The organism is Cylindrospermum stagnale PCC 7417, from assembly GCF_000317535.1.
GTDB lineage: Bacteria > Cyanobacteriota > Cyanobacteriia > Cyanobacteriales > Nostocaceae > Cylindrospermum > Cylindrospermum stagnale.
In genome coordinates, this window is the sequence record NC_019757.1 from 351,934 (window position 1) to 375,812 (window position 23,879).

At 38.8% G+C, this 23,879-nt stretch carries 18 protein-coding genes; 4 read left to right on the forward strand and 14 right to left on the reverse strand.

The window, feature by feature from the left end:
• Positions 1–30 precede the first annotated feature (30 nt).
• Both CYLST_RS01575 and CYLST_RS01580 read left to right on the forward strand, forming a co-directional pair.
• Complete coding sequence (locus CYLST_RS01575) at positions 31–768, forward strand: DUF4079 domain-containing protein (RefSeq protein ID WP_015205953.1); 738 nt, start codon at positions 31–33, stop codon at positions 766–768.
• Between the two features lie 70 nt (positions 769–838).
• Positions 839–1,303, forward strand: a complete 465-nt coding sequence (locus CYLST_RS01580; protein WP_015205954.1) for a CYTH domain-containing protein — start codon at positions 839–841, stop codon at positions 1,301–1,303.
• 291 nt (positions 1,304–1,594) lie between these two features.
• Here the strand turns inward: CYLST_RS01580 and CYLST_RS01585 are convergent, their stop codons facing one another.
• From CYLST_RS01585 to CYLST_RS01630, 10 genes are all read right to left on the reverse strand, one after another.
• A complete protein-coding gene (locus CYLST_RS01585; protein WP_015205955.1) occupies positions 1,595–2,692 on the reverse strand; it encodes a glycoside hydrolase family protein in 1,098 nt (365 codons plus the stop codon).
• A 299-nt stretch (positions 2,693–2,991) separates the two neighbouring features.
• A complete protein-coding gene (locus CYLST_RS01590) occupies positions 2,992–3,684 on the reverse strand; it encodes a class I SAM-dependent methyltransferase (RefSeq protein WP_015205956.1) in 693 nt (230 codons plus the stop codon).
• 156 nt (positions 3,685–3,840) lie between these two features.
• The gene (locus tag CYLST_RS01595) at positions 3,841–4,830 is read right to left on the reverse strand and encodes a glycosyltransferase family 2 protein (protein WP_015205957.1); all 990 of its coding nucleotides are present in this window, start codon (positions 4,828–4,830) and stop codon (positions 3,841–3,843) included.
• A gap of 65 nt (positions 4,831–4,895) precedes the next feature.
• Positions 4,896–5,897: a glycosyltransferase family 2 protein gene (locus CYLST_RS01600; protein WP_015205958.1), complete on the reverse strand. Its 1,002-nt coding sequence runs from the start codon at positions 5,895–5,897 to the stop codon at positions 4,896–4,898.
• A gap of 49 nt (positions 5,898–5,946) precedes the next feature.
• Positions 5,947–6,873 carry a glycosyltransferase family 2 protein gene (locus CYLST_RS01605; RefSeq protein ID WP_015205959.1) on the reverse strand — a complete coding sequence of 309 codons (927 nt, stop codon included), beginning with the start codon at positions 6,871–6,873 and terminating at the stop codon, positions 5,947–5,949.
• Positions 6,874–7,061: 188 nt separating this feature from the next.
• A complete protein-coding gene (locus tag CYLST_RS01610) occupies positions 7,062–8,312 on the reverse strand; it encodes a lipopolysaccharide biosynthesis protein (protein ID WP_015205960.1) in 1,251 nt (416 codons plus the stop codon).
• A gap of 81 nt (positions 8,313–8,393) precedes the next feature.
• On the reverse strand, positions 8,394–9,659 hold the full coding sequence (locus tag CYLST_RS01615) for an O-antigen ligase family protein (RefSeq protein ID WP_015205961.1): 1,266 nt from the start codon (positions 9,657–9,659) through the stop codon (positions 8,394–8,396).
• Positions 9,660–9,667: 8 nt separating this feature from the next.
• Entirely contained in the window at positions 9,668–11,062 is a 1,395-nt protein-coding gene (locus CYLST_RS01620; protein WP_015205962.1) for a GumC family protein, read from the reverse strand.
• Between the two features lie 915 nt (positions 11,063–11,977).
• Entirely contained in the window at positions 11,978–12,976 is a 999-nt protein-coding gene (locus CYLST_RS01625) for a WecB/TagA/CpsF family glycosyltransferase (protein ID WP_015205963.1), read from the reverse strand.
• Positions 12,977–14,646: 1,670 nt separating this feature from the next.
• Positions 14,647–16,149, reverse strand: a complete 1,503-nt coding sequence (locus CYLST_RS01630) for a phenylacetate--CoA ligase family protein (protein WP_015205965.1) — start codon at positions 16,147–16,149, stop codon at positions 14,647–14,649.
• Between the two features lie 208 nt (positions 16,150–16,357).
• Here CYLST_RS01630 and CYLST_RS01635 point away from each other — a divergent pair, with 208 nt between their 5' ends.
• Together CYLST_RS01635 and CYLST_RS01640 are read left to right on the forward strand one after the other, a co-directional pair.
• Complete coding sequence (locus tag CYLST_RS01635) at positions 16,358–18,058, forward strand: serine/threonine-protein kinase (protein ID WP_015205966.1); 1,701 nt, start codon at positions 16,358–16,360, stop codon at positions 18,056–18,058.
• Between the two features lie 79 nt (positions 18,059–18,137).
• Positions 18,138–20,324 carry a serine/threonine-protein kinase gene (locus CYLST_RS01640; RefSeq protein ID WP_015205967.1) on the forward strand — a complete coding sequence of 729 codons (2,187 nt, stop codon included), beginning with the start codon at positions 18,138–18,140 and terminating at the stop codon, positions 20,322–20,324.
• Between the two features lie 237 nt (positions 20,325–20,561).
• Here the strand turns inward: CYLST_RS01640 and CYLST_RS01645 are convergent, their stop codons facing one another.
• The 4 genes from CYLST_RS01645 to CYLST_RS01660 form a co-directional block, all read right to left on the reverse strand.
• The gene (locus CYLST_RS01645) at positions 20,562–20,843 is read right to left on the reverse strand and encodes a hypothetical protein (protein ID WP_041232913.1); all 282 of its coding nucleotides are present in this window, start codon (positions 20,841–20,843) and stop codon (positions 20,562–20,564) included.
• Positions 20,844–21,163: 320 nt separating this feature from the next.
• The gene (locus CYLST_RS35425; RefSeq protein ID WP_041232914.1) at positions 21,164–21,577 is read right to left on the reverse strand and encodes a hypothetical protein; all 414 of its coding nucleotides are present in this window, start codon (positions 21,575–21,577) and stop codon (positions 21,164–21,166) included.
• A 278-nt stretch (positions 21,578–21,855) separates the two neighbouring features.
• Entirely contained in the window at positions 21,856–22,440 is a 585-nt protein-coding gene (locus tag CYLST_RS01655; RefSeq protein WP_015205968.1) for a Uma2 family endonuclease, read from the reverse strand.
• Between the two features lie 207 nt (positions 22,441–22,647).
• Positions 22,648–23,850 (reverse strand): phosphoglycerate kinase, encoded by a 1,203-nt coding sequence (locus CYLST_RS01660; RefSeq protein ID WP_015205969.1) that lies wholly within the window; start codon positions 23,848–23,850, stop codon positions 22,648–22,650.
• Between the last annotated feature and the right edge of the window lie 29 nt (positions 23,851–23,879).

Sequence of the window (23,879 nt, forward strand, 5' to 3'; positions counted from 1 at the left end):
ATGGGCAAATATTTTATCTAGAGGTGTGGTGTGGAACTTAGAGATGCGATTTTGTTGTTACATCCGGCGATCGCTATTATCGTAGTTTTTCCCCTAATTGGCATCGTTATCCACCGAGCTTTTCAAGTCCGTCAACGCCGATTGCAGACTGTAGGCACAGGTAAGAGCAAAATACCACCGGTTGTCGGACAGGAACACGTCCAGTTGGGCCGTTGGCTAACTGGAGCCGTTGTCGGCATTGTGCTACTAGCCCTAGCTAACGATATTTTTGGCAATATTTTAGACAACCAAGTTTGGATTAAAGCACCATTCCAGGTTATTTTTATCGGGCTAGTATTTGTCGGTGCGATCGCATCCCTATTTTTACTCTATCAGGCAAAGGATCAACACTGGCGTGGTATATTTGCGACTCTGAGCGGCATGGGGTTAGTAGTGTTGGGTTGTCAGGATGGCATTTATCGCCAAACCGACCAATGGTATATCTCCCACTACTATTACGGACTAATTGCCGCTCTATTGATGATTTTTTCCCTGGCTATCTTACCCGATATCTACAAAGATAAAACCAATTTCTGGCGCCAAGTTCACATCATTCTCAATTGCATCGCTCTCCTATTATTTATCGGACAGGGAATTACAGGAACACTGTCATTATTAGAAGTTCCCCTCAGTTGGCAAGAACCATACATCCAGATGCTTTACAAACAAAATTGTCACACTCAAACCTGCACAATCCAAGCACCGCCCATACCTGAAAAACTTCAATAAATTAACAGATTTATTTTAACTTGAATTGGAATCCAGCTAGAATAATCTTATAGATTCAATCTCAACTAAAATGGCGAAAGAAATAGAGCGTAAATTTTTAGTTAAAAGCGATAGTTGGAGAAGACTAGCTGAGGGTAAAGTATATCGTCAGGGATACATCTCAACCCAAAAAGAAGCTACTGTACGTGTCCGCATAGCAGGGAACCAAGGATACTTAACGATGAAGGGGCCTAGCGTTAAATATAGTAGGTCAGAGTTTGAGTATCCCATTCCGATTGAAGATGCTCAAGAAATGCTTGATACATTATGCGAACCTCCTTTAATAGAAAAAATTAGATATAGGGTAGAGTACGGTGGTTTGATTTGGGAAATAGACGAGTTTGATGGTGTTAATAAAGGACTGATCATAGCAGAAGTCGAACTCAGCGATGAACAACAACAACTTGAACTACCAATCTGGATTGGTGAGGAAGTTTCGGACGATCCCAAATATTTCAACAGCAATTTAGTGAAACATCCCTTTTCACAATGGTAATTACTGCAAATAACGGTTATAAAATTTGATATCAAACCCTCACTTAGATGTTTTCTTGCGGAGGCTTTTTTTATCATGCCTGCGTGCTAACACATCACGCAATACGGTTCATATCAAATCCGTTTTTATCGGTATCATTCCTACAACCTCTGCGACGGCAGTCGCTACAACGGGGGGAACCCCCGCAACGCGCTGCCTCCTCTCTGTGTCTAGAGCAGTTTTTTAATACCAGACTATTGACACAACTACACTTGTACCAGACCAGTCCTAGTTTTTGCAACAGAACTAAAATTATTTAATTTCAACTAATCCATGATTCCAGAATACAGGAAATAATGATGGCGAAACGCCTAATGATAGTAAATTGTGATACCAACCAATAGCAATAAATTCCTTTGAATTATTTGGTGAAGGAAAAAAGTTTGTTCCATACATACCTGTTTTTTCACTACCCATCACTACGGGTTTTTTACTTACAGCTTTAAACGGTCCAGTAATTTCGTCAGCAACATACCAATATAGTGAAGATGGGCTAATTCTCTCCTGACTAACCTGCTGTATCCATTTTGGATTCAACCGATGGGGCCAGCAAGAGAAAAACAAATGATATTTACCATTTTGATAAATAACCTGCGGTCGCTCCATTTCTATATAAATTGATTCACTTGTCCTGTCCAAAATCGGCATACAAGCGGGAGATAGGAGTGTGTAAGGTCCAGCTATGCTGTCAGCAACTGCTAGAGCAACACAACCGCAAAATGGGCTAGCTGCTAATTCCTTTGCTGCGGCACAAATGAACATATAGTACTTGCCAGTTTGCTCTTCTTTTACAATGTAAGGATCGCGCCAATGGCGATGGGTGATTGTCTCTCCATTTGTAAAAGTAAAGTCATATTTCCCATACCAGCGATCGCGTTCATCCAAGTTTACAAAAATAGGGTGACTCGACTGGCGCTGCCAATGAATACCATCAGTAGATGTTGCCAACCCAATCTCCTCGTTCCACATATCTTCCTTACCTGCTGCTGAGTAAAAGAGGTAATAAATACCATTTTCTTGGTAGGTGGAACCAGCAAGCATCCTTTGAGATTCTAGTGGATTCTTTGGGTCAGGTTCGAGTATGACTCCCAAATCTTGCCAATGTTTCATATCACTAGAAATAGCACCATAAATTGTGGCTTCTGCCCACCAAGGAGTGCGGGGGTCTACAGCTTTGGGACCCCCCAAATAAAACAGACGATAAATATCACCATCTCTGAGAATCCAAGGGTCCCAAGTTAATCCTCCCTTACGCAGCGAGCGAGCAATCTTGATAGTAAAGTTCCTTCCCCGAGGTAAGGAATCAATAAAAGTTGTAATTTTTTGATCAAATCCGCTATTAAGCTTCATTTCGTCAATCTCCAATGATGATTTATTTTTGAAAGATTTAAGTAAGTAGGCGAACAGAAATCAAACTACAGCACTTTGCGAGTAAATGAAGTACAAATATCCCTCTTCCATTAAACTGGGAATCGCAAAAATAATTTCCTAATTTTGAAATCTAGATGTGATAAAGGTTTGAACATTTTATTACCAACAAAATGTGGCGAACATTTTGAAACCTTAATAAATCGCCAAAACCCTTGTTAAATAAAGGTCTCAAATTTGGCGTTGCCTAGAGTGATTGAAGAGGGATAACAAGCCATGATTCATTTTTTTTTCATCAGCTTATAAAAGAATTTTCCTAAGTCACCTTGAGACAAAATTTCAAAACCTCTATTTACTTTTGAAGTCGCTATAGAATAGCGACTTTTATCAGCTATAAACCTTTGTTCGCTCCAGTTTTTTGCATGGCTGCTTTCCTCGAGTTTTACGAACACCGCTGTTTTTGATGATAAGTCAGCTTTTAGTTCCCATTCTGGCTCTGAGAGCAGAAAGTTCTTCAGCACTGATCCTGTCCAAATTTGCGTGTCATCAATTATCATCATCCCACCAATTTTTAACTTATTGCAAGTGTAATACCAGTCGATAAATGGTGAAGGGAATGCATGGCGCCCATCAATAAGAACAAGATCTAAATCATCCACTGTTAAAGATGGTAGTACTCGTTCAGATATGTCTACATGAAAGTCTATTTTGTGAGGTAATATCTGATTATTTTGGCAATATTCCCGAATGCGATTAACAAGTTTTATATCTGGAACAATACATGTATGACAAGCACCCTTTATTGCAAACAAGAGAGTACTAACACCAGCTCCTGTTTCTAGAGTTTTCGAGTTTTTATTGATATGTTTATCTAAAAAATTCAAGGTTGTATCAGATATCTGCCATGAAGTGAGTGTTCCGGGTGTGACTTCATGTAATAAAGGGGCATTTTGTAGTAATACTTGTAAATTCATGAGCGCTTACTCCCTAAATAATATAGACATTGAGAAAGGTTTAACTAGAACAAATTTTCTTCAGTATTTAAGAATCTTTTGTCACTTTCGACTCAAGGGTATAAAGTTTAAACCCAAAATGACAAAAGAGGATTAATAACTACAATGCAGTTTCTATCAAGCTGATACTTTCGACTTAAGGATAAATAGTTTCAGCGGATATAAAAACCAGAGTAGATAAGCCGCAACGCCAGTTAACAAAGTCCGACCCGGCTCTTCAAGTAGAATGCGCCAGTGATTAGCAAGAACTTGATTGAATAGCTTCACAGCAGTTATTCCTTCACCCAAGCTCACCAAGCGTCGGACTGTGTAACGCAGATGGTAAGCTTTTGCAGGTTTCTCGCAATGAGCAATGATATCTGGAGCATAGGAACGAGTCTTTTCTATCACCTTTTCCAGAGCTTCCAATTGCTTCAAAGCGTTAGCAGAAAGTCCTCCTGAGTTCACCCGATATAAAGTTAATGCCTCTGGCAGTCCTTCATGTCGCCAGTGAGTCTGAATTGATATCCTTAGCCAACATTCGATATCCGTTGCATCAGCTTTGCTCTGGCGCAATCGCTCATCAAAATAGTAGTCCTCTACATTACCATGCAGCTTGTCTTGAAACTTTATCTCTTCAAAAACTTCTCGTCTAATCACTGCTGCTGAACCATTACCAACAGGGTTACGACAAAGAATATATGATGGCGTGATGTCGTAAAGCTTACGAGGCTTCTGATAAAATCCTGTGAACTTGCTCCCCTCATCAATAAACGCAGAATAGCTAAAGCTAATTCCCACAGTCGGTGAATTGTTTAGATGATTGACGTGTTGAGCTAATTTAGTAGGTAACCAAATATCATCAGCATCTAAAAAAGCTAAATAATCCCCCTGGGCATAGCGAATACCCGTATTTCTCGCTCCTGGTACCCCCCTATTTGCTTGGTGGATAATCTGAATTCTGGGATCAGCAAACTGCTGGCAAATCTTTATACTGTAGTCATCAGAACCATCATCAATAATTAAAATTTCAAGGTTTTGATAGGTTTGTGACAGTACAGATTGAACCGTAGCTGCAACGTATTTTTCAGCATTGTAGACGGGAATAATTACGGAAACTTTTTTCATTTTTTGGTACTAAATAAAATGTAAACGAATACACAAAAAATATCTAGTTATTGCTGTTTCCGGATTTATGTCGGCCATGTCTGCTTTTTGTCATTTTTCAAGTATTGAGTATGGTTAGCACGTAATATACTGATACTCTGAAGCAGATATTCAGCAACTTGAGGAGTCATTATTTGTTTCAAAACCAGCTTTACAAGTAACTTTTGAGTTTTAGGGTGAAGTAAGATTTTTGGATATATTTGGACGGCTTTCAAAATTTTTGCTTCCGCTTTTTTTACTCCTTTTACGCCTGGTATTCTTGTCAAACATAGTTGAAAAGAGTATTGATAAATATAGGCAATACTCTGATTTTTAAGAAATTGTAATTCTCTTGGTATTGATTGAAAAGCTCGTTCAATTACCCTCAATTGGCACTCTTCCATGAACTCGATTTGAGATGACATTGAATTAGACGACAAACGATAAAAAATTTGCGCTTTGGGAACTACAACAAACTGCCAACGTGCAGCTAATCGCAGCCAGTAATCCCAATCAGCCGCTCCCGAAACCAATGGGTCAAACTCCCCAACAGATTCAATAGCTTGCTTACGAATTAGAGGATTTGAACCACTGGCAATAAAATTGTTAGTTAACAAATTAGCAAAAACGTTACCTTCAAAAAATAAAGGACGGTCGGTATGAAAATATTTACCCTTCTCTTGCATGAAATAAGTCCAGCTATAAGCAACGCCTGCTTCCGGATTTTTTTGCAAGGCTTCTAATTGTAATTCAAGCTTATCAGGCGTCCATAAGTCGTCAGCATCTAGAAAGGCAATAAACTCCCCCATAGCATGATTAATACCACGGTTGCGAGCTACTGCTAAACCACCATTTTGGTAAGAAAACACTTTGAGACGAGAATCCTTTATTTCGTTAAGTAGCTGGAGAGATTCATCGGTTGAGCCATCATTAATCACAATTAGCTCCCAGTTCAAAAAAGTTTGAGCTTGAACTGAAGTGATTGTTTTTATAATGGTGTGTTCAACATTATAAGCCGGAATTATTACGGAAATAGTTGGTGTTTTCATTGGTTTAAAATTTTCCAAAATGACGAACTATCAAGACTAAGTACTTCTACTAATTTGCAATAATTAAACCTGGGATAAGATAATTTACATAAAGTGCCATTATTGTCAAAATAGTTCTCCGAGGTTCTCTAAGGATAATTTTCCAGTCAGACTTTAGAGCACGATTGATTAAATCTACTCCAATTTCTGAAGATTGCCCTAATCGAAGACTTCTTCTGGCTAAATAACATAAGGAAGCTGCTTTTGCTGTGTGGTAATGTTGATTTACAAGTTCTGGCTCATATTGTTGAACTCTATTGCTAAATTGCTGCCAATTTTCCTCCATAAGATAAAGGTTTGATGATAAACCTGCTTGGTTATTGCGGTAACGTACTAAAACTTGATTAATTCCTTCAACTTTCCATCCTTTGGATGCCGCACGCAAAAATAAATCCATATCTTCCCACACTTTTAAGCTTCTATCAAAAAGTCCAATTTGTCCTAAGACAGAACGGCGAATTACAGCATTAGATGGTGTAATTACCGGGTTTTCATAATAAAAGTGTTTTGGTGTAAGCTTGAATAAGCGTGAGTTAGAAAATTTCCTAGTAGGCTTACCATCAAAGCTCATAAACTCTATTCTTCCAAAGCTAAGGCCTAGATCAGGGCATCTAGCAAAATGCTCCATATGGGCAGCAAGCTTATGTGGCAACCAATGATCGTCTGAATCAAGAAAAGCGATGTATTCTCCTTGAGCTATCTGAATCCCCGCATTGCGAGCACCAGAAAGTCCTTGATTATTTTGAGTAAATAGCTTTACTCGACTATCTTGCTGACTGTAATAAGTGGCAATTTCCGCAGTATTGTCCGTAGAACCATCATTAATTATCAGCACTTCATAGTCAAAAAATGTCTGAGATAGAACATGTTCAATAGTTTCAGCTAAATATCGAGAAGAATTATAAGCTGGTATAACTATGCTGACAGTGATGTTCATGATAGATTTTCAACTAATTACAAGGTCTGTTTGCTTGAAAGCTAGTAAAAATTTCCAAAGTATTTGCAACATATAAATTTAGTACGGAGGCTGAACATGTTTACTTTATGAGAATCATACTCAGCTATATGTTAAATACTTTGTCAAAATTACTGTTGAAATATGCTCTAAGTATTGAAAATGATATTTTACTTTTTGTAGAAAACATATCTACTAACACAGACGCTAAAGATAGGCATTATCACTATATGAGAAACAAGTACAGATACAGCTACCCAAAGAATTCCCCAATGGACGGCAAATAGTAATCCCATCACAAAAATTACGGTAAACAGCAGATTAAAGTAGAGATCGACACTAGGTTTATCAAATGCTTTCAATAAATGACCAGCAGCTTCAGCAAAGGGTCGCGGGATAGCAGATAGACAAATTACTACCAAAATTGGTATTGCATCTACCCACTTTTGTCCAAAAATAATTGGTACATAAATAGGAGCAAGAGCCGATTGTAGTAAAACTAAAGGAACGATGATAGAAGCAATTACTTTCAAGCTACTAAAATAGCGCTTTTTAAGCTCGTTAATTTGTTCTCTAGCCTCACAGAAATAAGGTAGTAAAGACCAAGTAAGCGTATTAATAACATTCAAACTAATCCCTATTCCTGCATTAAAGGCAAAATAGTAAATACCTAAATTATCAATTCCTAAGAAACGTCCAATTATTAGATAATCTAAATTTGCTCTTAGCTTATTAAGAATTTCAACGCCCAGTACGTTGAGAGCAAAACTAGATATTTCCTGCCAACGATACAAGGTAAAAGACTTGGTGGGTCGCCAGCGATGATTCATAAGATTAATAATAACCCAAAGAGGATGAGTCAAGACAATAGGTAAAATTATTGCCCATATACCCATACCTAGTAACGCCAAAATTACAGTAATAATACTTCCAAATAGAGACTGACTGATGTTACACAATGCAATTGTTTTGAATTTATTTTCTCGAAATATTAATGCTATTTGAACTGCATAAAAAGGTAGAAATAAGTAAGTTATTGAAATAACACAAATAGGTAAAATAACTCGATTATCGCCATAAAACCAAGCAATAGGAAAAGCAACAAAACACTGAATGATAAACAGCCCAATACACAAAATCCAGTTCATCCAGTAGACAGTGTCACATAAAATAGCTACATTTTCCTTGCTTGCTTGAATAAGCTTTGCGCCAATTCCTGCTTTCAAAGTAAAGATATTTATAATTTCATTGGTAGCTAAAACAACTGCTACTAGTCCATAATCATAGGGATTTAGCACACGAGCTACAATAACTGTTGTTCCCAAACGAAAGATTCGATTCGCAAATTCAGCTCCTCCCATCCAACTAATATTGCCTATATATTGATTAGATAATCTATGCTTAAGTTTATTGATTAACATAATTTCATGATTTAAGTTACTAATATTTATTTAGTTGAATTAAAACCAGCTATTTTTTTATGCAAGTGTTTTTAATAAATTCTATTTAAAAATAACGGCGTTCTTTTCTTCTTTAAACGAAATTCCCATTATAATTAATCCCGGCCAGTAGAGGTAAGCTAATACTTCTTGATTATCTGTGAATGTAAATGATATTAACGCTAATAAAAAGGTTAGTCCTACCTTGGAAGTAGTGTTTTTTTGAGCCTTTAGTAGCAAATAAATAAAGCTGTATACCATTGGTATTAAAAAAGCAAAGAAACCAATTAATCCTTTGACATATAGAAGACCTATCCAGGTATGGTGAGAACCAATTGGCATATTAGCAGTGGCTTCAAAGCCTGGTTGTGAACGACCGTGTCCCCAGACAGGAGCATCTTTGAAGCGGTCTAATGCCATTCTTGCTAAGATATCACGCACACGTGAAGAGCCTTGTCTAGAAGTCGTAAAAGTTTCCTGTAATTGTCTAGTTAGTTCCACAAGAAAACTGGAAAATATTCCTGAACTAAAACAGATAATGCTAGACAAAATATGTACATATGGGCGGGAGAAGTTGCTTAAAAACCAAATTGATACAATAATTATAGGTAAAGAGATAATAGCCGTTCTTGATGCTGTTAAATAAGTTATTAAAATGCTGCTTACTAAGCCAATCCAACGCCATATTTTATTTTCTTCTTGAAGTGCAAAGAAGAAATAAATAAGACCTAGCAAAGCTAATGCAGGAGACCAAGGTGCAAATAAAGTAAGACGGAAGCTTTCTCCAGCATCAAATTCTTTAAAGTAAAGAACTACATTATAATAAATGGTACCATTCTGAGTTATCCTCTCTAAAGGAGAAGAGTAGACAAGAGAAGGCAGGTGTAATAAGTAGGCTGCGTAAGAAATGGGGATAAAAAACAAACTCTGCAAGCAAAGCAAACAAGTTGCTCGGTAAATCAAATGTGGACGAATGTTAAGACAACAGCCTGCTAGTGGAAATAATGCTAATAATGCCCAATCTCTAGTCCAATTTAGTAATCCTCTAATGATATCCTTAATATCGTAGTCAAAGTTTACTAAACCTATATATGTACCTATGGCCATTATCAGCATACAAATAATCCAAAGCCAGACAATCCAGGGAATACTAATTTTCTCTTCAAACGAAATTCCTTGTGTTTGAATCCAAAGCTTTTTGCATAAGTAAATAAATAATACCCAGGCTATTGTAGAGTTAGCAATATATAGCAAGCCCGCTATATAAAGAATGTATGTGCTAATGAGAGAATACCAAACAATATGTTCTTCAAAATTTTGAGGTTTCATATTTTTTGTTATCTGTGCTCGTTAATATTCGGTCTAAATTTAATAGAATTAGAGCGCCAGTATATTATCAGTAGCCAACTGATTGAAAACAGCGAAGCTAATCCTGTACCTAATAAGACAAGTTTTGTATTTGGTGAACCAGGTTCTTTAGGCAAAGTTGGATCAGTCAAAAGTTGAATTTCTGGATAAGAACCGTAGAAGTTTGATTTATTAACATCCAAGCTTGCAAGGGTTGAAGAATAAACAGCTTCAGAAATTTGCATTTCTCTTTTCAGAGCTTCTAACATAGATTTATGCTTTGCCATTATCTGAAGTCTTGCTTCGAGTTGAGTAGTTTGTCGGTCTAATTCCTGAACAGTAGTTTGAAATTCTTGTTTGTTTACACCAGCGGTAACTACACTCTCCAAAAAAGTCTGTTTAGTGCCATCACCGCTTAACTTATTGAGAGTCTGTTGGTCGATTGAATAGCCTAAAATAGATTCACTTCGAGCAATTAGAGCAGATTTTGCTAACTGTTGTTTACTTCTTGTGTCAACTATGGAAGGATGGGTAGGAAGAAATTTGGATTCTAAAAGAACTAAATTAGCTGAAGCTTCACTATAATTTTTTAGGTGGTCTCGAAATAGAGGATCTGATTGGAGAATCAAAGAATTGGTCGCTTCTGAGGTAGATACTTTAAAATTGGCTGATAGTTCTCTCATACGAGTACTGTTTTGCTGTTGTTTAATTACAGCTTCATTTTTTTGTATGCGTAATTTTTCAAGATTAGTCGCGAGTTCTTCAATTTGTGTATCTGATACTAAACCAGAACGATTTCTGTAATTAAAAAAACGTTTCTGAGCCAGGTCTAGTTTTTTCTGAGACTCCCGGAGTGACCATCGAAGTTTTGTTTCTCTCCGTTCTGCTTCTTGGCGTCTGAGTACATCAAGCCTTTCTTGAAAGGCTTTGTAAAATGCCCAGGATTTTGCCTCTGCCTCTTTAGGACTATTCCCAATAAGTTCAAAATTCATGACTGTAGTCTTGTCTACGATCTTGAATCTGGGTTTGCCGAATTCTTCTGGTAACATATGCAGTTTTGCGGCTGCGGCTTTTTGAACTACTGGGTTTTCAATAACAAATTTATAATTTTCTCTTGGATCTTGAGTTGTATTTTCGTAAGGAGATACGGGCTGAGAGTATGCGGTTCCACGGTCAGGCAAACTGACATCTGTATGTGTAATAGTTCCAGGCAAAGAAAGAGAAAATTTACTAGTGTAGGTTGATGAAGTATTTTTGAGATATAAGAAAGCTAAACCCCACATTGCAGAATTACTAATAATTAATAAAAGTAAGTAAGAAAGCCAACTATTCCTGATTTTGGTGGATATCGAATAGCCTTTAAATACAGAAATTAACTCAGTCATACAAGCTTTAAGAATACTGTGTAAATTGAACTAAAAGGTGGGTAGTGAGGTAACAATGCTGATATGAGACTATTGGAATACTCTTCCTATCTTCTTAAATTTTGCTAACCAATCAAATAAGTATGTAAGTCAAAATGCGGCACATTTTTTGGTAGCTATTTGCCATAATCTTTAGGTTATTTAAATATTTGTTGTAACATGAACTTCTTTGTAAAAACCATACTTTTAGCTAGCCAGACATAAATTAAGCACATATTAGAAAATAGTTTGCTTTTCTAATAAAAATTAACCAACTGATAATATTTTCAGTGCTTCAATAAGTTTTTTATTGGCATAATTTTGTAGCGATCCCACAAATTTTACTTTGATTTATATTCCCTTAAATGTGAATGATTGTCTACATAAATGCAACCGACATTCCGCAGCTTTGGTCTTGTTATCAAACATTTATGGTAGGTTATAGCCTCAAACCTTTGTTGGGTAAGCAATATCGGCATTTACTACCAATTTATCTTTTCGTACCTTGTTGACTCTGTTCTTAACTATTCAGACAATTGCTCAACCTATATAGGCTGAAACTCAGATAATTAGTTAAAGTGAGCGCCAACCTGCGGAATGTAAGATGCAATACTCAAACAGAGCGTTGAAGCTTTGTTAAAAGATGCCTGAATCGTTGTGGCTAAGTGTTTATAATCACATAATATGTTTGAATATGAGACAAATTAATGTGACATAAATAGACACTTGTGATATTTAAGAAGGTACCTTTTAATCCTTGCTTATTTGCCGAGACTAAACTAGCTATACTTCTTTTTTAGGCTACCTAAACTAACGGTGAAAGCACATTTTTTAGAGTGATTTACACGCTCCTATTCAATAATAAGTGGGCTAACTTACGTGTCCTAAGAGTCTTACTCATTGAATTTTGTTCATTTGATAAGGTAGTTTTATTGAAGCAGGGAAGTCAGGCTTCTTGTAGAAACCAAGCTTCTGCTTAAGAATAAGCCATATAAAGGGTAAATCATTAACTAGATATCGCTTCCATAGCCTTCGAGGCTCGCAAGCTAGTCTGTAAAGCCACTCTAAGCCACAGTTGCTAACCCATTTTGGAGCACGTTTAATTACACCAGCTTCAAAGTTAATCGTTGCTCCGATAGCCATAAATATTTTTACCAATGGCAGGTTATTCTTGTGTTTGTAAATCCACTTTTCCTGCTTTGGCGCCCCAACTCCAATTGCTAACACAGTTGCTTTAGATTTATTTATTCTGTTAATTATTTTCAAACATTCCTGTTCATTGTTCTCAAAAAAGAACGGTGGACAATAAGCTTCGACAATTATATTTCTACCAAATTTACTATTAATTCTGTCGGCAGCTTTTTCTGATGCTCCTTCAATGCCTCCTAAAAGGAATATCTGAATATCCTGATTGTCTTTGTGAAATTCACAAAATGCTGGAAATAAATCAGACCCAGAAATTTTTTGTTTAAAGGGGGTTTTTAAAAAGTGGGAAGCAAAGAGTAAAATTTGACTGTCGCATACCTTGTAGTCAGCTAAACTATAAATTCTTAAAAATTCCATATCTGTCTGCAATTTCATAAGATGATCAACATTTGGAGTGAGAATGAAACCTTCTTTTAAAGAGGACAGCAATTCAGGCATAGAAAAATTATCAATCTGCACATTCAGTATTTGAACATTTTTTTTGTATTTAACTGGGAGATTTTTCTGCAAGAGTTTACTTCTAAGTATTTTTTCAACAGAAGGAAATCTCAGCCTGTTTATAAAATGCAAAGGATGCATAGATACGAAATGGCTTTTGATTCGCTGAAGGCTTTTCCAAAAGCTAAGGTTGAGCACAAAAGTAAATAAAAGAAAAGCAATATTGTAGTAGAAAAGGAGTAATTTGCTCATAAGTAAGTTTTGCAATTTAACTCAAGATTTTGGGGTTACTTAATCGAGGGACGAATTGAGGCTATATACTAGGATTTTGACTCTGAGCATTGTGAAATTATAATTTTTCAGACAGAATCTGTACCTCAAGCGTAAGGAGGCATATCTGAGTTGATGAAAGAGTTTCAATGTCCAGTCAACTGATTGGCGTGTCAGGTTAAAAAGCCGAGATAGCTGGAAATAAACAGCCATCAATAAACAAAATAAATTGATAACTCTGGAAATCAAAGTCAGAGATAAATCTCTGTCACAGGAGTATTATAAAAATCGTGCAAAAGTCGCAAACGAATAACTCCGTAAACTGAACTTATCTCAGCTACAGCATCATTAGAAAATGGTTAGAGCTAATTGGGCTGTATGAACTCGATAGAGAAAAGGGATATCGAACTGATGGGATGTTTACCGTCGATTTGACTGTAGAACTGATAGCAGATGAAGCTTTAGTGGTTTTGGCAGTTGCACTTCAGCACTTTGAAGAACAAGTACTGTAAAAACAAAACCATTATGAGGTGATTTACACAGATAATGTAACTCATACAATGATTTTGAAAAATATCAGTTTTTTGTGCAGCACTGTTATCGATGCTGACAAGAACGGCAATAAACTTAGCTGTGGCAAAAACATCAAATAGCTAGCGAGCCATTGAAGTAAGCACAACGTACAGAACGTACTTAATTGACTCGGCATTCCACTGTATTTAAGTGATTTTCATCCGAGTGCCAATAAGTTTGATATGATAGCAGATTCTACTGGGACTGACCCCACAGAACAGATTAGAAATAGCCATTTCAAAGTGTTGTGTTATTGGCTAATCTACTGTTCAGTTGAAAAAAATACCAGGGTCGAGAAGTAAAATGCTACTATAACAGGTGTTTTAGAGCTTTATTCAAAAGACTCTAGTTTCTGTAATGGTTAAGGGACTTTTAGAGAATAGATTGTCCCCCCAGATTCTAGATAAATTATTTGAATGTAGCGCAAAAACAGGCGTAAATTCGCTCGCGAGTTACTGTTCTCTACAGTGGTTAGTATAGGTCACTTGAGCGCGGTTAAAAGTATCCGTATGTACTCAGGTTTAGTTGTCACGGCGGCATATATATCAAAGTTATTGTCTGCCAAGTACTTGATAAAATGCTCGCCGATAAAATCACTAGCTCCGAAAACAATAACTTTTGGCAATTTGCTCATCTCATTAGTTCCAGAAATCGGCGAATTTAAAATTCAGGGATGTAATTTATCTATAGCGGATATCAACCTGAAAAATACTATAAAGGTAATTACAGAAGTGAGTCATTAGAAATTACTGCAAATTTAATTACTTAAATAAGGAACCTAGATGGCATATACAAGAGAGTGGCGTTTCCGAAAAATACATGAGCAACAGACTGGGTAAAAATAGTTACCATATCTGCTACTCCTTTAATTGACTTATAGCTATTTTCAGTTGAATCAATTACACCCTAGGATACATAACCCTCTTCATTTATAGGGAAGAAGGCTAAGGAATTAGAGAAGAGGTATGCTTGTATATCCAAACAAGAATTGCTATATGAGAAAGTGGAAAATCAAGTTGCTAGATACAAGTCTGTTGTAAAGAGGCAATCAATAATTATTAAATTCTTGCCCAATTTACCTATTTACGTGTATATCGATGTTTTACGCCAACGGGGAAATATTCTGCATCGCCGGTGGGGGCTAATACCACTTGGGGTACTTGATATTCTGGGGGAACGTAATTAGCAAACTCGCCGTTAAGGCGTAACAGTTGCGAGAGAATGGAAGATGCTATGGTTTCTCGCTTATCTTCGGTAGCTTCTACCTCTGGTGCTAACTCGACAACTACAGACAAAAATCGGTTCTTGTCAGCATCTTCCTTTACTTGCAAAACGAACTTACCCGTTACCCATTCTTGAATGACTGGTTGTTCTAATCCTACCGTGACGTTTTCCGGGTAAATGTTCGCGCCGAAGTAGGAAACTGTAAAGTTAGAACGTCCGAAAACATAAACGAAAGGTAATGAGTGAATTCCTCTAGCTTGCTGTAAGTCGGCGGCAGGATTAAAACCCCATTCTGCTAAAAACTTGAGCATGGCATTATAACTAATTAACCCGCCATGATCTAAAATGTTATAGCGGATTAAGGGAATGCCATTATCTCCAGAAAAGAGTAATGTCCTATCCTCAACTTCAAAAAATCGTTGAATGGGGTCGTACTGTAAGAGTGTGGGTAACCGAGATTCCCCAAATAAAGCTTTGGCTGCGTCGGGATTTTTTGCTAAAAACCGACGAATGCAGATACTTAACGGTGTTTCGTTGGCTAAAACTCCGGCGTCTGCTGTGCCATAAAGTGATGCAGAATAGTGGTAGGGATTTTGAGAACCTACCCGTTCACCAACCAAACTCCGCCATTCTTCGCTGAATACTTCTCCCGCCATTACCAATTTAATCTGATATTGCTTCCACTCCACACCACGAGCAATGCCAGTATCAATCACGTCTTTGAGAAATGGCGGATATCCCAACAGCACAACTTGTTCAAAATTTCCCCCCAGTTCTTGCACTACACGCAAAATTTCGGCTTTGTTATTGCCTGGTGTAATCACTGTGAGAGGATAACCTTTACTGGCAAGATAACGACAGCAATTGGTGGTGAACATTCCCCCTACCCAAGTTCCTAAGGTGAAACAAATCACGGCTAGGGTGCGTTTGGTATCGGCATAGAAACTATCGTGAAAAATCTGCTCAAAGCGGGTGGCTATTTGCAGTTCGTCGGTGAAGAAACGCGGCCAAAAGGTGGGTTTACCTGTGGAACCGGAGGAAGCGGCTATCATATCGCAGGTTTCTAATTTTCCGTAGCGGCATAAGTCAGCTAGGGGATAACGCGATATATAGTTTTCTTTAGCGATCGCAGGTAAGCTCTGAAAATCCTCTAAGGTTTGAATAGTGTGGGGATTAATTTCTCGTTCTGCTAAAAAAGCTTTGTAAGCGGGGACGTTTGCAGCCACATCCTGAAATAAAGCTACGACTACTGATTCACTTGGGGTGTTGAGATGTCGTTCTAGTTGCTTTTCTAGAGGAGTAGACAAAAAATCTGTAAATACCGTAATTGCTCTGTGCTTTTGTGACTCGTGCTTCATATTGCTTGTTATTGTCAAAAATTTCGATTACTCTCATAAAGTGGAAACCACACCAAGGTTACTGTTTGCCGGTATTTTAGCTGTTGTTCGATACTCTGAAAACCCAAGACAGTCCACTGCTTGCTAGAATTGGCATTTGGAAAAATTTTCGTAAATGGGCTGCCCTCCCTTGTAGCAATTGATAAAACCTAATTCATTTTTCAGCACCATGCAGGTCTATTGCAACAAAAAACATCAAAATAGTGGCAGTAACCGCTTTTGTACCCACTGTGGTGAGCCGTTACCTCTGCCTATAGGGCAGGTTGTGGAGAACCGCTATCAAATTGTCCGCATACTCGGACAAGGTGGCTTTGGACGTAGTTATTTGGCTCTTGATAATCAGAAATCGCTTCAACAGTGCGTGTTGAAGGAATTTGCGCCCCAAGTACAAAAACCACAGGATTTACAAAAAGCGAAGGAACTGTTTGAACGGGAAGCGAGTGTCCTAAAAAAACTCCAGCATCCACAGATTCCGCGTTTTCACGCTTCTCTGCAAGCAAAGTTAGGCAAAAAGGATTTTTTCTTTTTGGTGCAAGACTATGTAGAAGGTGATAATTATGACTATTTGTTAGAACAGCGGAAACTTCAAGGACAGGCTTTTAGTGAAGAAGAAGTAGTCAATCTACTGCACAAGATTTTGCCTGTTTTATCTTATATCCACTCGCTAGATGTGGTTCACCGCGATATCTCTCCTGATAATTTGATTGAGCGGAGTAGTGATAAACTGCCGATGTTGATTGATTTCGGTGGTGTCAAGCAATTGCCTGCTCATCAAGGTTTTTGGTTTACCCAGTTGGCGCCAAATCGCACTTTGTTGGGTAAGGAAGGCTACGCACCAGAGGAGCAATTAAGGCAGGGACAAGTATTTAAAAGTAGTGATTTGTATTCTTTAGCTGTGACGGTGCTGGTGTTGCTGACGGGTAAGGAACCGCAAAAACTTTATGACAGCTATAACGGTGTTTGGTTTTGGGGTAAGGAAATTAGGGTTAGTCCCAGACTAGAAGCGGTTCTCAAAAAGATGTTGGCATATAAACCAAGCGATCGCTACCAAACAGCTGATCAAGTTTTGCGAGTTTTACCGTCCTCAACTTCCACCCAAGCCGCAAATCCCCATATTACCAAGCTGAAAACGATGGTAGCTGCCCCTGGACGACAACGTGTCCAAGCTATTGCCAGTAGATTCCACAGCAGAACTCAATCGGCTATGCAAAGTATACCAATGCCTGATTGGTTTCGCCCGTTTGCTGTGACTCTGGTGGGTACAACTGCCATAGTTTTAGTTGGTGCGGGTACTGTGGCGATCGCTAATTTTGTGATTCGTGGCGTAACTTCCATCACTGTACCGTCAATTTCACTGCCACAAATCCCTTCCATCGGCAACCCTAGCAGTAAACCAGGAAGTGACAAGAATAAAACTCGCGATCTCCAAAAAATCTTAAATCGCCTCCAACAGCAGAAAATTCCCGCAGGATTTTTTACAAAGGTAGTTGACGAATCATTTTATACTAAAAGACCAGAGTTGAACAAACGTACCCTCTCCCCAAATCCAGAAGACGCGGCTTTACGGAATGAATGGTATGATGTGGCGGAAGACTTGTTGAATAAAATAGAACGGGCAAATCTCAGTACAGCAGCGCGTCAGAAACTGGGAAGCTATAGTCAACAAGATGAGGCAATTTGGAGACGACTTGCACAAGCCGGACAGTTGGGCAAATATAAAACTTTTACTCAAGTCAAAGACGATACCTATAAAACATTTAATCCGTTGTTTCCTGGGCAGGAGCGTGGGAAACTAAACCAGCAAACTTTCTTACAAATTTGGTATGCGATCGCAGCTGATAAAGTTAGCAAAGCTCAATCTGGCAATTAAGCCAGCAACTTTCACCCCTCAAGGGAAACTAATATCTAATGAATAATGACTATTAACTAATGATTATTAACTAAATTTTATGACTCCTCTCTATTGTTCCAAAGGACACCAAAATACAGCAGGTAGCCGTTTTTGTCTCCAGTGTGGTGAGAAACTATTGGATCAGCCCGTCAGTTTTGGTATCCAACCAGGATTAACTTTAGGCGATCGCTATGTTGTTGTGCGTTTACTTGGCCAGGGGGGTTTTGGACGCACGTATTTAGCTGAAGATATCAACCGCTTCCGGGAAGCTTGCGTTTTAAAGGAATTCTCTCCCCAAGTTCAAACCGCTTACGTTTTACAAAAAGCCGAAGAACTTTTTCAGAGAGAAGCAAGTGTTCTTTATCAGTTGCAACATCCCCAAATTCCCCGCTTCCGGGAACTATTACGCATCAACTTAGATGGTAAAGAATACCTGTTTTTGGTGCAAGATTTTGTCGAAGGGCAAACTTATAATTCTTTGTTAAATAGCCGCCTACAGCAGGGTGTACGGTTTACCGAGTCAGAAATTCGCCAGTTATTGCAGCAGATTTTGCCGGTGCTGGAATATATCCATTCTCTCGGAGTGATTCATCGGGATATTTCTCCAGATAACTTAATGCTTCGCACTGCTGATCAACTGCCAGTATTAATTGACTTTGGTGGTGTCAAACAAGTAGTCGCAACCGTTGCTTCTCAATATTACCAACCCGGTGCGATATCTTCTCCCCCAGCACCAACGCTACTGGGTAAAATCGGATTTGCACCCCCAGAACAGATGCAGACTGGGTTAGTGTCGCCCCACAGTGACTTGTATGCTTTGGCGGTAACTGTGTTAGTTTTACTCACAGGTAAACAGCCGCCAGAATTAATTGATACTCATGATCTTTCCTGGCAGTGGCGACGGTATGTTAACGTAAGTGCTGGATTGGGGCAGATATTAGATAAGATGCTTTCCCCTGCATCACGCGATCGCTTTCAATCAGCCCGTCAAGTTCTCCAAGCTATTAATCCCCAGCCGATTAGCTATTCCCCGACTCCACCTCCCTACCACCCACCTACCCCCCCTCCCACATCAGCAACTTTAGCTGTATCTCCTCCCATCAGCGCATCACCCCAGCCTGTTAGCTATTCCCCGACTCCAACCCCTACAAGCTGGTGGACACCAACAAGAACTTTTTTAGTCACACTGGCATTAGTTAGTGCCACGGGGCTAATTTCCTGGGGAGTGAATAACAGCAAGCAGAATCTCCGAGGAAGCAAGCCTACAGTCACATCCAGCCCTACTGCAACCATTGACGAACCCACGGAACCCTCAGATAAATATTCACCAGCAGAAAGGCAGCGCAAAGAAAAATTAAGCGATCGCCGTCAACAGTTGGATATTGATTTGAACTTCTACGTTAACTTGGTGAATCAAGCCTTTTGGGACAAAAACCCCAGCTTAAAGGGACGCAGTCTCAGCGATGAACCGAAAGATGAGAATTTGCGGGCAGAATGGGATAAAATCGCCGCCCAATTGCTAGACAAGCTTTCCTCCTTAAGTGCTAAAGCACGCCGCCAACTCGGTACTTTCACAACAGCAGAACGCGATCGCTGGAAAGTAGAAGTTAACCAAATTAACGTTGGTAGTCGTTCTTTATATGATTTAGGAGATGCTGCCTTCTACCGTGAATTTCCTGAACAACGCGGTAAAAAGTTTCTCGAACAGCCCATTGGACAAGTTTGGTATGGGTTCACCAACGACAAACTCAATGCCATTCTCGCCGGTACCGCTTTCCAGAAAATTGTTTTTGATTCAGGTGCCACAGGGAAAACAGTCAGTGGTACACTCCAACCAGGCGGGGGTAAAGTTTTCATTGCCGGACTTGCCAAAGAGCAAAATATGGAAGTTAAACTCACAGCAAATTCCCAAGTCTTGCTATCAATTTATTCCCCCTCTGGCAAAATCCAATTTTTAGAAGATTCAAAACAACGCACATACTCAACTAAATTACCTGAAAACGGATTTTATGAGTTTGCCATTGTCTCCACAGCCTCAGAACCTGTAGATTATCAACTCAAAGTCTCCGCAGAAAGCCCCGCACCACCACCAACACCGACAGAAACGCCTACAGAAACACCGACAGAAACGCCTACAGAAACGCCTACAGAAACGCCTACAGAAACGCCTACAGAAACACCTACAGAAACGCCTACAGAAACACCCACACCTACACCGACGGAGATAACGCCTGGGAGTAATTGAAAATTCAAAGTTATAACTTTGTATATCTGGTTAAAATTTCAAGCACCATAAATCCCCTGAAGAAAATGAAAAAACTAAAAATGTTTCCATTGGCAATGGTTCTGACCATGATGCAAATTTCTACCTTGCCTGCGATCGCACAACCAATCAACTTAAGGCGGAATGGATCTGTCAATATTCAATATCGTCAGTTTCCTAGACAAGGTGGACAAACTCCCAGACAAGGCCATCGGTTCCCTACACAAAGTCATCAGTACCCGATACAAAGTCATCCATTTTCAGGACAATATCGTCAGTACCCGATACAAAGTCATCCGTTTTCAGGACAATATCGTCAGTACCCGATACAAAGTCATCCGTTTTCAGGACAATATCGTCAGTACCCGATACAAAGTCATCCGTTTTCAGGACAATATCGTCAGTACCCGATACAAAGTCATCCGTTTTCAGGACAATATCGTCAATATCCGATACAAAGTCATCCGTTCTCCATACAATATCGTCAATATCCCAGTCCATATGGTCAGTTTCCAAGACAATATCGTCGGTAAATCAAATCGTTTTTCTTAACTTGTCATGATTCGCGATGGGAAAGGAGGCCCCATTCTAACCATTTGGGTTACACATTTTTTCCCCTATTTAATGCAGAGACGTTACATGTAACATCTCTGCATCACTCAAAGAATCCGCTTATGCATCATCTAAAGCGGCAATTCCAGGCAATACTTTGTCTTCGAGTAACTCCAAACTAGCGCCGCCGCCGATGGAAATGTGGCTCAGTAGAACGCTTCAACCGAAGAGTTATTGCAGTTAATTAATATTAATACCGATTCATACAGTTATTCAGCAACGCCAAAATTCTTATACTCCCTAATATACTTAAATGGAAAAGGAATTACAGTACTTTGCCCCGTGCGGACAAAATCAACATCCATAGTTGGTAAAAGTTCTCTAAATATTAGTTTTGAGCCATTCACTGCTACGATTTGACGGAGATGACAAGCATCTTTGAAAGAAAATTGTACCTTGTCTCTTCGGTCACCAACAAAGTAATAAGCATCTTTCTCAGGATGTAATTTATAATCATAAAATAGAAAGTTTCTCTTCTTTGTTGAAAATTCTGCATGAGATTTGCAGGTATGCTGTAATTTATAATTTTTGAATATCTCATCAGCTTTTTTTCGGAACTCTTCAATCTGTTGTTTTGGGGATAGGGACTTCCAATTAAAAAAATATCCAATCGGTAGGGACACAGCATTGCTGTGTCCCTACAAGTCTATGATTACTGGATAATTTAATTTTTGGTATTCCCATAACCAATCTTTACCAGAAGATTTTTGCTTCCACCATTTGGATTATTGAATGACTAGAAGTCGTTACTACACAAGATTAGTCCACGGAGATAGAGCAATGCAACATCAAATCTTTCAAACCCACGCAGGTGGGTTTTGCTTGTATAGCCGCGACTTCTAGTCGCTAGGGCTAACTGGAAAATTTATTTTTGCAAGGAGATGACAATAAAGCCAGGGTATTATTCCTTATCCTCAAAATTAACATCTTGATAAATGTCAACTAAACTAATCTCAAAATCAAGATGTTGTAATTTTACAATATCATCTTCAGATTTATATTCCCTAAAAATCCATTCTCCCTCATTAGTTTTGCTATAGTGCATAACCTGATATTGATTCTGTTCCACTAAAACATATTCTTTAAATTGCGGAATAGAACGATAAAAAGTAAATTTATCACCTTGATCGTAATTTTTTGTAGACTTAGATAAAACCTCAACAATTAATAAAGGATTAGTAACAGTAGTATTATTTTTACCTGTATAAATAGGTTTTTCTGCAATTACCATAATATCAGGATAGGTATATTCTCGAAATTGGGGAATCCATAAACGCACATCTCCAATAAAAACACGATATTGTTTTCTTCTGATAGCATATAGTAAGGACGCTGCAAAATTCAGCGCAATTTGATTATGATTTGTAGTTCCCCCAGTCATAGGTATGATTTCCCCATCCCGATATTCGCTTTTATAAAGTGCTTTTTCCTCTAATTCTAAATATTCTTCAGGGGTATACGTAGGTTTACGAGTTTGTACTTCCATATTCTCCTCCTTGAGTTTGTTTATTAATTGTAAATAGTTAATAACAAAAGCATTTTTATTAATCAAGACTTATTAAGTATATCATTTTAGGATATTGAGAAGTATGCAGCAGCAAATTATTATCAATTAGATAGAAATTTAACCTACTGTAACCGCTGATTAGAGAATGAAGGATAAAGCCAAAAACTTCATCCTTCACCCTTTTAATTAAGCATCATCTAAAGCTGCAATTCCAGGTAATACCTTACCTTCGAGTAACTCCAAGCTAGCGCCGCCGCCGGTGGAAATGTGGCTCATTTGATCAGCCAAACCCACCTTTTCAACAGCCGCTACAGAGTCACCACCGCCGATGATGGTGGTTGTGCCAGTTTTACCGATTTCGGCTAGAGTATGTGCGATCGCTTCCGTACCCGCAGCAAACTTATCAAACTCAAACACACCCATCGGGCCATTCCAAATCACCGTTTTGCAATCAGCAAGGGCGGCTTGGAACACCTTAATCGAGTCAGGGCCAATATCCAAACCCATGCCATCAGCAGGAATGTTTTCAATACTGACAGTTGTCGCATTAGCATCAGGGGCAAACTTATCTGCTGACACAATATCTGTAGGTAGCAGCAAAGCAACACCACGTTCCTTAGCCTTAGCTTCCAAAGTCTTCGCTAGTTCTAGCTTGTCTTCTTCCACCAAAGACTTACCAACACTCAAACCACGGGCTTTGTAAAAGGTGAAAATCATCCCACCGCCAATGATTAGCTTGTCGCACTTCTCAAGCAAAGTTTCAATCACGCCAATTTTGCTAGAAACCTTGGAACCACCGATAATTGCCGCCAAAGGACGTTGGGGATTTTCAATCGCGTTTTGCAGATATTCCAATTCCTTCTCAACCAAATATCCAGCCACAGAAGGACTCAGAAACTTAGTCACACCTTCAGTAGAAGCATGGGCGCGGTGTGCCGTACCGAAAGCATCATTTACATAAAAATCAGCATTAGCTGCCAATTTTTTCGCAAACTCAGGATCGTTTTTCTCTTCTTCTGGGTAAAAGCGGACATTTTCTAGCAACAGCACTTGGCCATTTTGCAAAGTCCCAACTTTAGCTGCAACTTCATCACCGATAGAGTCATCAGCTTTCACAACGTCTTGCCCCAACAACTCAGAGAGACGCTTGGCAACAGGCGTTAGACGCAATTTATCACTTACACCCTTGGGACGACCAAAATGGCTCACTAGAATCACCTTAGCTCCCTTCTGGGTCAAATCTTTGATGGTTGGTAGCGCCGCGCGAATCCGAGTATCGTCTGTGATGTTACCTTGATCATCCACAGGCACGTTAAAATCAACCCGCACTAAGGCGCGTTTACCGGAGATATCCGCCGCAGATAAACTTGCTAAACTTTTTTTGGACATAACTAAACCCTCCTGATTGCCTTTTTGTT